12 protein-coding genes are annotated in these 12666 nt (G+C 63.4%); 7 read left to right on the top strand and 5 right to left on the bottom strand.

Features of this window, described 5'->3' with window-relative positions; genetic code table 11:
• Positions 1-7: 7 nt before the first annotated feature.
• Entirely contained in the window at positions 8-1054 is a 1047-nt protein-coding gene (locus Q6D67_RS03280; RefSeq protein WP_304704145.1) for an AraC family transcriptional regulator, read from the bottom strand.
• Between the two features lie 159 nt (positions 1055-1213).
• Between Q6D67_RS03280 and Q6D67_RS03275 the strand changes: the two genes are divergently transcribed.
• Positions 1214-1912, top strand: coding sequence for a hypothetical protein (locus Q6D67_RS03275; protein WP_304704144.1), 699 nt, complete (start codon positions 1214-1216; stop codon positions 1910-1912).
• Between the two features lie 9 nt (positions 1913-1921).
• Here Q6D67_RS03275 and Q6D67_RS03270 read toward each other — a convergent pair whose 3' ends face one another.
• Together Q6D67_RS03270 and Q6D67_RS03265 are read right to left on the bottom strand one after the other, a co-directional pair.
• Positions 1922-3301, bottom strand: coding sequence for a HAMP domain-containing sensor histidine kinase (locus Q6D67_RS03270; protein ID WP_304704143.1), 1380 nt, complete (start codon positions 3299-3301; stop codon positions 1922-1924).
• A gap of 6 nt (positions 3302-3307) precedes the next feature.
• Complete coding sequence (locus Q6D67_RS03265) at positions 3308-3988, bottom strand: response regulator transcription factor (protein WP_304704142.1); 681 nt, start codon at positions 3986-3988, stop codon at positions 3308-3310.
• A 126-nt stretch (positions 3989-4114) separates the two neighbouring features.
• Between Q6D67_RS03265 and Q6D67_RS03260 the strand changes: the two genes are divergently transcribed.
• A complete protein-coding gene (locus Q6D67_RS03260; protein WP_304704141.1) occupies positions 4115-4591 on the top strand; it encodes an RDD family protein in 477 nt (158 codons plus the stop codon).
• Positions 4592-4598: 7 nt separating this feature from the next.
• Here the strand turns inward: Q6D67_RS03260 and lptG are convergent, their stop codons facing one another.
• Both lptG and lptF read right to left on the bottom strand, forming a co-directional pair.
• A complete protein-coding gene (gene lptG, locus Q6D67_RS03255) occupies positions 4599-5660 on the bottom strand; it encodes an LPS export ABC transporter permease LptG (protein WP_304704140.1) in 1062 nt (353 codons plus the stop codon).
• Complete coding sequence (gene lptF / locus Q6D67_RS03250; protein WP_304704139.1) at positions 5647-6765, bottom strand: LPS export ABC transporter permease LptF; 1119 nt, start codon at positions 6763-6765, stop codon at positions 5647-5649. The genes lptG and lptF overlap by 14 nt, the downstream gene beginning before the upstream one ends.
• Before the next feature lie 124 nt (positions 6766-6889).
• Here lptF and Q6D67_RS03245 point away from each other — a divergent pair, with 124 nt between their 5' ends.
• From Q6D67_RS03245 to Q6D67_RS03225, 5 genes are all read left to right on the top strand, one after another.
• Entirely contained in the window at positions 6890-8470 is a 1581-nt protein-coding gene (locus Q6D67_RS03245; RefSeq protein WP_304704138.1) for a leucyl aminopeptidase, read from the top strand.
• 1 nt (position 8471) lies between these two features.
• Positions 8472-8900: a DNA polymerase III subunit chi gene (locus Q6D67_RS03240; protein WP_304704137.1), complete on the top strand. Its 429-nt coding sequence runs from the start codon at positions 8472-8474 to the stop codon at positions 8898-8900.
• Positions 8901-8933: 33 nt separating this feature from the next.
• The gene (locus Q6D67_RS03235; RefSeq protein ID WP_304704136.1) at positions 8934-11768 is read left to right on the top strand and encodes a valine--tRNA ligase; all 2835 of its coding nucleotides are present in this window, start codon (positions 8934-8936) and stop codon (positions 11766-11768) included.
• A 91-nt stretch (positions 11769-11859) separates the two neighbouring features.
• A complete protein-coding gene (locus tag Q6D67_RS03230; protein ID WP_304704135.1) occupies positions 11860-12072 on the top strand; it encodes a cold-shock protein in 213 nt (70 codons plus the stop codon).
• 342 nt (positions 12073-12414) lie between these two features.
• Complete coding sequence (locus Q6D67_RS03225) at positions 12415-12666, top strand: cold-shock protein (protein WP_304704320.1); 252 nt, start codon at positions 12415-12417, stop codon at positions 12664-12666.

Raw genomic sequence — 12666 nt, 5'->3', positions numbered from 1 at the left:
CCGCCGCTCAGCCCTCCCGGCGTCGGCGCCGCCGGCTGGCCCGGTACTGCCCCGGCGTCTGCCCGGACCACTTGCGAAACGCGCGATGGAAGGCGCTGGGGTCGGTGAAACCGAGTTGCAGCGCCACATCATGAATAGACAGCTCGGGGCGGTCCAGGGCCAGGCAGGCGGCCTCGGACCGGGCCTCATCCTTCAATGCCTGAAAGGTCGTGCCCTCGCGCCTGAGTTTGCGGCGCAGGGTCGGCGCCGACATGTTCAGGGCCTGGCTGATGGCCTCAAAGCCCGGGACCCCCTGCTGAAAGTCATGCCCCAGCATGGCGCGCACCTGGGCCGAGAGCCGGTCCTTGGCGGACCGCGCGTCCATCAGCAACAACTGATAGGGTGCCGTGCGCAGGAATTCGTCCAGTGAGTGCTCGGTATGCACTATGGGCCAGGCGAGACAGGCAGCATCGAAATAGAGCAGATCGCGGGGCTGGTTGAAGTACAGCGGGGCCTGGAACAGGTCCCGGTACTTGTCTGCGCTGGTCGTTTCACTGCCCTGGAAATCCACCCGCTGCAGGGGCAGAGGCCGGCCACAGAGCCAGCCGAAAAAGCGGTGCCAGAGGGACAGGCCGTAGACGTCCGCCGCCGCCACCGCTGGCTGTTCCGGTTCACTGCGGTGCAGATAGCCGACGCGGGCAGTATCTTCGGTGAAATTGGCGTAGAGCTGGCTCTGCTCGTCGAAAAACGTCCGATAAAACTCCGCCGCCCGCTGGATGGCATGACCCAGATTGCGACAGGAAATAATGCAGTAGCACATCATGCGGAAGGCGCCCGGCGCCGCCAGATCGCTGCGGGTCACGCCGAAGGTGGCGTCCTGCAGCAGGCGCAATACCTGCTGGTAGACCCTGGAGTACTCCATGGCGCTCACCTGGTCGCGATAGCCAATTGCAGTCTCGTCCCGAGGGTCGAAGTCCAGTCCCGCCGCAGCCAGCACTACCGCCGGATCATGTCCGCGCTCCTCCACCATGCGCACAAGCGTCCGCACGAAGCGGGTGGGCATTTGTTCAGACATCGGCCGGCGGCCACCTCAGCGAAATCAGGGGGTGGCTATGGTAACAGACTAGTACCCTGACTCCTGAACATCGACGCATTCAAGGCCGCGGCAGGCGCTTGGTTGGCCCGGCGCCAGCACCTATACTGAGCCACAGGGACAGGATTTGAGGGTAAGAGCATGAGTGCACGCTTCGATGTGCTGTTTGCGGGGCAGCTGCTTGAGGGCCGCGATGCGGCCACGGTACGCGCCAATCTGGGCCGCCTGTTCAAGGCCGACGAGGCTACCCTGGACAAACTGTTCAGTGGCAAAGCGCAGATTCTGAAACGCGATGCGGATGCAGCGACTGCCCGCAAATACCAGCAGGCGTTGGAGAAAGCCGGCGCTCGCCCCGTGCTGCGGCCCTGCGACGAGGCTACGGCGACACCGGCAGTGGCAGCCACCGCGCCTCATGCCGGGCTGGTACTGGCACCCCCGGGCACTGACGTCCTCGGTCCCGACGAGCGTGCGCCCGCCATTGCGTCCAGTATCAGTGCGCCCACGCTTGATGTCGCTGCGGCCGGGGAGCGTCTTGCGGAGCCCGCGCCTCCGGCACCGCCGGCACCGGATACCAGCCACCTGACGCTGGGCGAAGCCGGTGAGAACATTCCCGGCCTGTCGCGCCCCGCGCCGGTGGCCGTGACCATCAGTGACGGTCTGGCGCTGGAGCCGGAGGGAGGCGATCTCAGCGACTGCGCCATGCCGCCAGCCCCGGCGCCGGCAGTCGACCTGTCGCACCTCGAACTTGCAGCGGCAGGCGCGGATGTGCTGGAGGAACAGTATCGCAAGCGGGAAACTGCGGCAGCGCCGGACACCAGCCGGCTCACTCTTGAGGAGTAGTCTCGATATTCAGGAGGCAGGGTGCTGGGGCAGATTGACCACGACGCGCAGGCCGGGTTCCTTGTCTTCCAGCGCGATGGTGCCGCGATGGTAGTGCACGATGGCCTGCACCAGGCTCAGGCCCAGACCATGACCGGGCTGCTCGCTGCGGCTGGACTCGACCCGGTAGAAGCGGCGGAACACATTCTTGTGCTCCACCGGGTCGATACCCGGCCCTGAATCAGCTACCACGATCTCCACGGTACCGCGCTGCGCCGCCAGTGCCACCTCAATATCGCCGCCGGCAGGCGTGTACTTGATCGCGTTGTCGAGCAGGTTGGCACACATCTGGAACAGGAGATCACTGTCTCCGGTACACTCCACTCCCCCGGCAATTGCCAGGCGCAGGCTGACCTGTTTGTCACCCGCCACCGGCTCGTACAGTTCAGCCAGGTCCTCCAGCAGGCCCGACAGGGCCACGCGGGTCCGGACCGGGGGGCGGCTGCCGGACTCCAGGGCTGAAATCCGCAAAAGTGCATTGAAGGAGGACAGCAGGCTGTCACAGTCTTCAATGATCCGGTCAACCTCGCCCTGGCCGGCCGGGTCGAGGCGCTGGCGCAGCTGGCTGAGCTGGTTGCGGATCCGGGTCAGCGGGGTGCGCAGGTCGTGGGCAATATTGTCCGAGACCAGCTTCACCCCCTGCATCAAGGAGCCTATCTGGTCCAGCATCTGGTTCATGGCCCGGGCCAGCTCGCGCGGGTAACCTTTCTTGCCCTCGACCGACAGTCGCTTGGAGAAATTGCCGCGAACGATATCCGACAGCTCGCTGTTCAGGCGCTCGAAACGGTGCAGCGTGTTCGCGGCGCTGAAGAAGCCACCGGCAATACCCAACAGCAGGGTCGCGATCATCGCCCGGAACAGGGTGACAAAAACCAGCCCGCCACTGGCCACTGCGTCGGCGTAATTGCGCGCCACCAGGGCTGCGTAGCCGTCACCCAGAGGCTCGCGCCGGGCGAGGAAATCCACATCAATGGTTTCACCCCAGTTCAGCAGGGCCAGCTGGAACCCCAGCCAGCCGCCGGAAAATTCGCGGTAACGGGGGGTCTGGGCAAGATCCCCCGCCACTTTGTTACCTTCCGCATCCACCACCAGATAGCTGTAGCGCCCGATGGTCGGCAGGTTGCGCTGATCCGCGAGGTACTGCTCCACCCCCGCCAGCCCCTGGCCATTGTAAACCAGTTGCAGCGCCTCCAACTCGTCGAGGATCGAAGAGCGCAACTCGATGAAGTAGTCGTAGCTGAAGTACACATAGAGCACCGCCAGCAGCAGAAACACCGTGGCGCTGAGCGCGGTGACATACTTGAGGATGTAGCGGAATGTAAGGCTGTTGAGAACATCCAGAATACGCATGGGGTTTCAACCGGTGCCGAGACAGTAGCCGGCGCCGCGCACCGTCGCCAGCAGCGGTGGGGAAAAGTCCCGGTCGATCTTTTGCCGCAGCCGCGATACATGCACGTCGATGACATTGGTCTGGGGATCAAAATGGTAACCCCACACATGCTCCAGCAACATGGCCCGGGTCACCACCTGGCCCGCGTTGCGCATAAGGTACTCCAGCAGTTTGTACTCCCGGGGCTGCAGGCTCACTACCTCGCCCCGTCGCCGCACCTCCTGGCTCAGCAGGTCCATCTCCAGATCGGCAACCTGCAGACGGGTCGGCACCTCGGACCCGGACTGGCTGCTGCGGCGGGAGAGGATCTGCAGCCGCGCCAACAGCTCTGCCATGGCAAAAGGCTTGACCAGATAATCATCGGCTCCACAATGCAGTCCCTGGACCCGGTCATCAACATCCCCCAGCGCGCTGAGGATCAGTACCGGCGTGGCGTCCCCCTCCTGACGCAGGGTGCGCAGCAGTGCCAGGCCATTGAGCCGGGGCAACATACGGTCCACAATCAGCACGTCGTAGTGGTCGGCCCGGGCAGCACCGAGGCCGCTCTCGCCATCTGCGAAATGCGTGCATGCGTGGCCCGCCTGCGCCAGTTCCGAGACAATAAAGTCCGCGACGGCTTGGTCATCTTCCACCAACAGCACTTTCATTGCGCGGAACCCGTTATTATCATGCCCGGCAATTTAGCACTGGCGACGCCCCGGGGACAATTTACAATCCGGTAATGCGCGCTGGCGCCGAACCAGGTTGACAGACTTTCACATACGGGAACATTGATGCAGGACTCCGCCAATCTGGCTCCACCACCGCTACTGCGGCGACTCGCGGCCATGCTCTATGACACTCTGCTGGTCATCCCGTTTATCGGCGTGACGGTCGCCGTTGCCACCGCAGTGGAGATGTGGCTGCTGAACGCCGGCAGCGGCGGTGACTACTACCAGATGCACCCGCAGCTGGTACAGGCACTCAGCATAGCCTGCGTCATCGTGTTTTTCACCGCGTTCTGGCGCAAGGGCGGCCAGACCCTGGGCATGCAGGCCTGGCGGGTGAAACTGGTGGATGATGCCAGGGGAGAGGTTCCCGGTACGGGCCGCTGCATATTGCGCTGCCTGACCGCACTGGTATCACTGGCCCCCGCGGGCCTCGGCTACTGGTGGTGTTTGGTGGACAAGCGCAAACGCTACTGGCACGACTACCTGAGCGGCACCCACCTGGTGCAGCTGCCCAAGCAGCCCAAGCAGCCCAGGACCTGAGCGGTTCCTAACGGGTCCTTGCCAGCAACACCAGGCCAGCGGCAATGGACAGCAGGACGGGTGCCAGGGCGGCGTACAGGGGCGAAAACCCGAACACCAGGCTGGCCGGGCCGAGCAGATCCTGACTGATCTGGAACACCACGCCCACCAGCACGCCGATAAAGATGCGCAAACCCATGGTGCCATCACGCAGTGGACCGAAAATGAAGGCGATGGCCACCAGCACCAGGCCCGCGATGGACACCGGTTGCAGCAGCTTGCGCCACAGGGCGAGTTCATAGTCGTCAGCGTCCAGCCCCTGCTGCTGCAGATAGCGACTGTAACGATAGAGGTCCGCCAGCGGCAGGCGCTCCGGCGCGACCACCTCCATAACCAGTAGCTGCGGTGTGATCCCGGTGTCCCAGCGCAGGGTCTCGTGCCGCGTCTGTGTGGTTTCCCAGCTGCTGAAATCCGTCTTCACTGCCTGCTCCAGCTGCCAATGGTCGCCGGCATGCACGGCGCGCTGGGCCCGCAGCGCGGACTGCATGCGGCGCCGGTCATCGAACTGCAACAGGGTGACGCCGTGTACCACATTCTCGCTTTCCATGGCATTGAAGTGGAGAAAGGAATCCCCCTCCCGGTTCCAGATCCCATAGCGCCCCGCCACGCCTTCGCCGGGATTCTGCGCCATGGCCCGTCGGCTCTGGGCCAGCTGCTCTGCCTGTGGTGCCACGTACTCACCCAGCAGGAACCCCAGCAACGCCACCAGCAGCGCCGACTTCATCACGATCGTCACCAAGCGGGCAATCGAGACACCGGCACTGCGCATGATGATCAACTCGCTGGCACTGGCCAGCTGGCCCAGACCGACCAGACAGCCAATCAGGGCCGCGAAGGGCATGTATTCATAGAGACGGCCGGGGGTGGTCAGGGCGATATACACCACGATTTCCCCAAAGCCGTAGCTTTCGCTGACGTCGCCGGACTCGTCGATGAAGGCGGACACCACATCAATGCCGACGATAACCAGCAGCACCATCAATATTGCCGCGAAGACAGTGCGGCCAATATAGCGGTCAAGCAGTCGCATGCGCGCTCTCCCGCCGGCGTCGGCGCCACAACCGGCGCCGGATACTATCGCCATACAGCAGCCAAAGGGCCAGACCCAGATACAGCAGGTGTACACGCCAGAGCACGAGCGGACCGGCCCCCGCCTCCATGGCTGCCCGGGCATTGGTCAGCAATACCAGGTAAACCAGATAAAGTGCGAAGGCCGGCGCCATCTTGATGTAGCGCCCGCGCCGGTGGTCGGTGCGGCTGAGACAAAGAGCAATGATTGCGACGATCGGCACGGTAATGGGCAGGGACAGACGCCAGTGCAGGGCGGCGACATCCTCCGGCGCGTCCGACGCCAGCAGCGATGCCGTGGGCCTGCCATCTACTCGCGGCACGCTGCGGATCCCGCCTTCCGGCTCTGGAATCCTCTCCCCGAAGGTCTCGAACTGAATCACCTGATAGTCGCGATGCCCGGGGAGACCCTGATAGCGATAGCCATTGCGGAGCTCAAGATAGCGAGCGCCGGTGCGGGTATCGAGGACGATTTCCCCCTCGGCTGCCACCGTCACCGACAGTTGCGGCCTGCCCTCCTCCGGAACCGATTGTTGCGACAAGAATACCGCACGCATGACCCCGGTGTCGGGCGAGATGGTTTCCGCGTAACTCACCAGATTGCTGCCCTTGCGGGTCTGGAAGCGGCCCGCAGCCAGGGTCTGCAGACCCTGGGATTTCTCCGGGTCGTCCAACAGGGCGGAAGAGCGGGCGGCGCCCATGGGCGTCACCAGCAGGCTCAGCCCGGTTACCACGACCATGATCAGCAACGCAGGCACCAGAGTGTAAGCGGCCAGCCGGGAGGGACTCACGCCGCAGGCTGAGAGCACCACCATCTCGCTCTCGACATACAGCCGACCGTAGGCCATCAGGATACCGATAAACAGCCCCAGCGGCAGGATCAGCTCGAGAAAGCCCGGGAGCCGGTATAACATGACCGGCAGCAAAATATCTCCGGCAAGATTCCCAACAGCGGCCTCGGCCAGGTATTTGACGAAGCGACCGCTAAAGATAATGACCAGCAGCGAGAAGCTGACGGCCACCGTGTGCAGCAGAACGTCGCGTGTGAGATATGCCAGGATTTTCATGCGGGCCCGGATTGCAGCGCAAGATGCCACCCGGAGAAGAGCGACACCAGCTGTTCAGTTTCGTCGCTCAGCATCATACACTAGGGTCCTGACACCCGCCCATGAAAACTAACAGGGATCCCCAATGAGCAAATTGACTTTTACCGCACGCACCTTTGCCGATATCAGCAAGGCCAAAACACAGTGCGCCATCGTGGCGGTCTACGAAGGCCAGCTGTCTGCGGCGGCACGGGCTCTGGACAGCGCCGGCAGTGGCAGCCTGGACTCGGCCCTCAAACTCGGCGATTTCAAGGGCAAGGCCGGGCAGACGCAGATGTTGCCGGGTATTGGCGGCGCCGCGCGGGTGCTGCTGTTGGGCTGCGGCGAGCAGGCAAAGTTTGACCAGGCCGCTGCCCGGGAAACCCTGCAGGGGCTGAACAGCGCACTCGGCGCCAGCAGTGCCGGTGACGCCCTGCTCCACGCCGCCGACCTGGTCTCCGACAAGGTCGAGCTGGACTGGTTGCTGGAACTGCTGGCCCGGAGCCTGGTCAGCAGCGCCTACCGCTACTCCGCCACTGTTGCCAAACCCAAGGACCCGCTGGCCCTGAAGAAGCTGGTGGTCAATCCCGGCGAGACCCTCGCGGTAAAAGCGGCGCAGGCTGCGCTGGACACCGGTGCAGCAGTTGGGCGCGGCATCAATTACAGCCGCGAGTTGGGCAATCTTCCCGGCAACATCTGCACGCCGAGCTATCTGGCCGACGAAGCCCGCAAGTTGGCTCGCGGCAATGACAAAGTTCGAACCAAGGTGGTGGAAGAGAAAAAGATGCGTGAGCTGGGCATGGGCGCCCTGCTGTCAGTATCCGCCGGCAGTGACGAGCCGGCCAAACTGATCGTCATCGAATACAAGGGCGGCGAGCCCGACCAGGCGCCCCAGGTGCTGGTCGGCAAGGGCATCACCTTCGACAGCGGCGGCATCTCACTCAAGCCCGGCGCCAAAATGGACGAAATGAAGTACGACATGTGCGGCGCAGCCGGCGTACTCGGCACCCTGCAGGCCGTTATCGACATGGCGCTGCCACTCAATGTCACCGCCATTGTCGCGGCCGCGGAAAACATGCCCAGCGGCCGCGCCACCAAGCCCGGCGACGTCGTCACCAGCATGGCGGGTACGACCATTGAGGTCCTGAATACGGATGCCGAGGGCAGGCTGGTACTGTGCGACGCCCTGAGCTACGCCAAGCGATTCAAGCCCGCGGCTGTGATCGACCTCGCCACCCTGACCGGCGCCTGCGTCATTGCTCTCGGCTCGCACGCCTCCGCGGTTTACGCCAACAACGAAGACCTGGCTGCCAACCTGCTGGCTGCCGGCGAGGTCACCCACGACCGCGGCTGGCGCATGCCCCTGTGGGACGAGTACCGCAAGCAGCTGAAGAGCAACTTTGCCGACCTCGCGAATATCGGCGGACCCGAGGCTGGCAGTGTCACCGCTGCCTGCTTCCTGGCGCAATTCGCCGAGGACTACCACTGGGCCCACCTGGACATCGCCGGTTCAGCCTGGAACAGCACCCCCAAGGGCGCCACCGGGCGGCCGGTCGCCATGCTGGCCAGGTACCTGCAGGACCGGGTTGGAGCGGGAGAACAGGGAAAAAAGAAGAAGGCCGGGCCGCGTAAGGCCGGGCCGGGCCGCGCCAGACCGGGCAAGGCCGGGCCCAAGGCCTCCAGCTGACATGACCCGGGTCGGGTTCTACGTGGTGCAGGCCGCCGACCAGGCCCGGCGCCTGCAGGTGGCGGCGCGTCTCGCCGATAAAGCCTTCCAGCGCGGCCACCGCATTTTCATCAATTCCGACGATGAAGCCCAGGCCCGGGTCCTGGATAACCTGCTGTGGGAGTTCCGCCCCGGCAGTTTCCTGCCCCACGGCCTCCCCGGGGAGCCAGGCTCCGAGCTGGTCGCTATCGGCTGGGGCCAGGAACCCGAGGGTCACGACGACCTGCTGATCAACCTGCAGCGGGAAATCCCCGCATTTTTCAGCCGCTTCCACCGTGTCGCCGAAGTCGTGACTCAGGATCCGGAAAGCCTGGAAGCCTCCCGCGCCTCCTGGCGCTTCTACCAGTCCCGCGGCTACGAGTTGGAAAAGCACGACCTCAGCGGCGTATAATCCCGCCCTTTTTGCAGCCGGACACCAGAAGCGATGGACAAGACCTTCCAACCCGCCAACATCGAAGCCCGCTGGTACGAGTACTGGGAGCAGCGGGGTTATTTCCGGCCCCAGGGCGGGGAACGCAACTACAGCATCATGATCCCCCCGCCCAATGTGACCGGCAGCCTGCACATGGGTCACGCGTTCCAGCACACCATCATGGACAGCCTGGTCCGCTACCACCGGATGCGGGGCGACAACACCCTGTGGCAGGTGGGGTCGGACCACGCCGGAATCGCCACCCAGATGGTGGTGGAGCGGCAGCTGGCCGCCGAGGGCAAGAACCGCCACGACCTGGGCCGCGACGAGTTCATCGCCAAGGTCTGGGAGTGGAAAGCTCGTTCCGGCGGCACCATCACCGACCAGATGCGTCGTCTGGCGGCCTCCGTGGACTGGTCCCGGGAGCGCTTCACCATGGACGAAGGCCTCTCCAACGCAGTGCGGGAGGTATTTGTTCGTCTTTATGACGACGGCCTGATCTATCGCGGCAAACGCCTGGTGAACTGGGATCCGGTGTTCAATACCGCCATCTCCGACCTGGAAGTGCTGAACGACGAGGAGCAGGGCTCCCTCTGGCATCTGCGCTATCCGCTCGAAGGCGAAGACGGCTTCCTGGTAGTCGCCACCACCCGGCCGGAAACCGTGCTCGGCGACACCGCCGTCGCCGTGCACCCGGAGGATGACCGCTATCGCCACCTGGTTGGCAAGCAGGTGCGCCTGCCGATCACCGGGCGTCTGATCCCCATCATCGCCGACGACTATGTGGACCACGAGTTCGGCTCCGGCTGCGTGAAGATCACGCCCGCGCACGACTTCAACGACTACGAGGTGGGCAAGCGCCACAACCTGCCGCTGATCAATGTGCTCGATCGCAATGGCTGCATCCTCGGCGAATTCACCGTGTTGACCTTCGAAGGCTATGCCACGGCGCACGGCGAACGGGGGCCGGAGCGGTACGCCGGCCAGGACCGCTTCGATGCGCGCCAGCAGATCGTCGCCGAATTCGAACAGTTGGGGCTGCTGGACAAGATCGAACCGCACACTCTGAAGGTACCCCGTGGCGACCGCTCGGGGGCAGTGATCGAGCCCTGGCTGACTGACCAGTGGTACGTGAAGGTCGCGGACCTGGCCAAACCCGCCATCGCCGCGGTGGAAGATGGCCGCATCCAGTTTGTCCCGAAACAGTACGAGAACATGTATTTCTCCTGGATGCGCGACCTCCAGGACTGGTGCATCAGCCGCCAGCTGTGGTGGGGACACCGCATTCCCGCCTGGTACGACCGCCACGGCAAGATCTATGTCGGCCGCGACGAAGCGGAAGTGCGCGCCAAGTACAATTTGCCTGCGGACACCGGCCTGCAGCAGGACGACGACGTGCTGGACACCTGGTTCAGCTCCGCGCTGTGGACATTCTCCACCCTCGGCTGGCCGGAAGACACCAAAGAGTTACAACTTTTCCACCCCACCAGCGTGCTGGTGACCGGCTTCGACATCATCTTTTTCTGGGTGGCGCGCATGATCATGATGACCATGCACTTCCTCAAGCACCCGGACGGCAGCGCCCAGGTGCCCTTCCATACCGTATACGTCCACGGTCTGGTGCGCGACTCCCAGGGCCAGAAGATGTCCAAATCCAAGGGCAACGTGCTGGACCCGATTGACCTGATCGACGGCATTGAGCTGGAACCCCTGGTGCAGAAACGCACCGGGGGCATGATGCAGCCGCAGCTGGGTGAAAAGATCGCCAAACACACCCGGGACGAGTTTCCCGAGGGTATCGCCGCCTACGGCACCGATGCCCTGCGTTTTACCTTTTGCTCGCTGGCCTCGACTGGCCGTGACATCAAATTTGATATCGGCCGTATCGACGGCTACCGGAACTTCTGCAACAAAATCTGGAACGCAGCCCGCTATGTAATGATGAACTGCGAGGGCCAGGACTGCGGCAGCGATCCTGCATTGCCTGTCAGCTTAAGCCTTGCTGATCGCTGGATTATTTCCCGCCTGCAGCAGACAGCCCGTGAGGTCGAGCGCGCCATTGACCAGTTCCGTCTCGACCTGGCAAGCCAGGCGCTCTACGAATTCATCTGGAACGAATACTGCGACTGGTACCTGGAGTTGTCCAAGCCTGTGCTGTGGGACGAGGACGCCAGCCCCGAGCTCCAGCGCGGCACCCGCCGCACCCTGATCACGGTACTGGAAGCGTGGCTGCGACTACTGCACCCTTTCATGCCATATATTTCCGAGGAAATCTGGCAGCGAGCGGCACCGCTGGCTGGCATCGAAGGCCCCACCATCATGCTGCAGCCTTATCCGCGCTGCGACGAGTCCGCCGTGGACACTGCCGCAAATGCAGATATAGAATGGCTGAAAAGTGTGATCGTCGGTGTCCGCAACATTCGTGGGGAAATGAATGTGCCACCGGGGCGCAGTTTGACCCTGCTTTGCCGCAACGGCAGTGACAGCGACGCGAGGCGCCTGCAGGAAAATGCCGCCTTCCTGAAGAAAATGGCCCGGCTTGACAGCGTGGAATGGCTGGCAACCGGGGCCGAGGCGCCGATTGCAGCAACGGCCCTGGTGGGGGAACTGGAACTGTTGGTGCCCATGGCCGGGCTCATTGACAAGAACAGCGAACTGGCCAGACTGGGCAAGGAAATCGAAAAACTCGAAAAAGAGCAGTCGCGACTGCAGGGCAAGCTGGGCAACAACAGTTTTGTCGACAGGGCCCCGGCGGAGGTCGTGGCCAAAGAGCGGGAAAAACTTGCCGCGCAGGAGCAGGCGCTGGACAAGCTGCGCAAGCAGGTGGAGTACATCGTCCGGTTGTGACCCGGCAGCCGGGCGCGCGGGTTTCAGTGCCCCGCGGCGGCAACGCCGCAGGGAATAATAAAAAGCAGCAGGCTACACCGAGGAAAGCGGTATGAGTGAACGTATGAACGGCACGGTTAAGTGGTTCAATAACGCCAAGGGGTTTGGCTTTATTATCCGGGAGGAAAGCAGCGACGATGTTTTCGTGCACTTTCGTTCCATTCAGGGCGACGGTTATCGCACCCTGAACGAGGGACAGGCCGTTGAATTCAGCCTCGTCGAAGGCCCCAAGGGGCTGCAGGCTGAGGACGTGCAAAAGATTTAGCGCAGCAACTTGCGACGGCAGCAGGCTGCTCAGCGCCGTCCGTTGTCGCCCATACCCGGCTACTTTATTCGCCGTTTTTTTCCCGGCGTGGGCTTTGCTCGCGCCATAATTTGGCTTTGCGTCTTGCCATCACTTAAGAGGACACCAATGCAGTTCAGTGCCAGGTTTATCATCAGTATCGTGATCGCTGTCGCGGTCTCCACTATCGCCACCTTCCTCCAGGGAGGCCAGTTTCCGGATCTGGCCCTGCTGGCCACCTTCACCATCGCCACTGTCGGCACCGCCCTTGCGGTGGGTCTGCTGCCCTCTGGCAAGAGTGCGCCCGTCCACTCTGGCCGTGCCGTGAAGGCAGCCGCTGCGCAGCCAGGCAGCGCCGCCGGCAGGGAACAGGGTACCGTCAAGTGGTTCAATTCCGCCAAGGGATTCGGTTTCATCACCTGCGATGACGGCGACGAAATTTTCGTGCATTTCCGTGCCATTCGTGGCGAGGGCCGCCGCAGTCTCCAGGACGGCCAGCGGGTTGCCTTCCACACTGCCAGCAGCAACAAGGGGCCACAAGCAGAAGACGTCGAGATCCTGGACAAGGCGAGCTGA

The organism is Haliea sp. E1-2-M8, assembly GCF_030649675.1.
Classification (GTDB): domain Bacteria; phylum Pseudomonadota; class Gammaproteobacteria; order Pseudomonadales; family Halieaceae; genus Haliea.
Note: the sequence above shows the minus strand (reverse complement) of the source record. Positions and strands in the feature narration are given on the sequence as shown.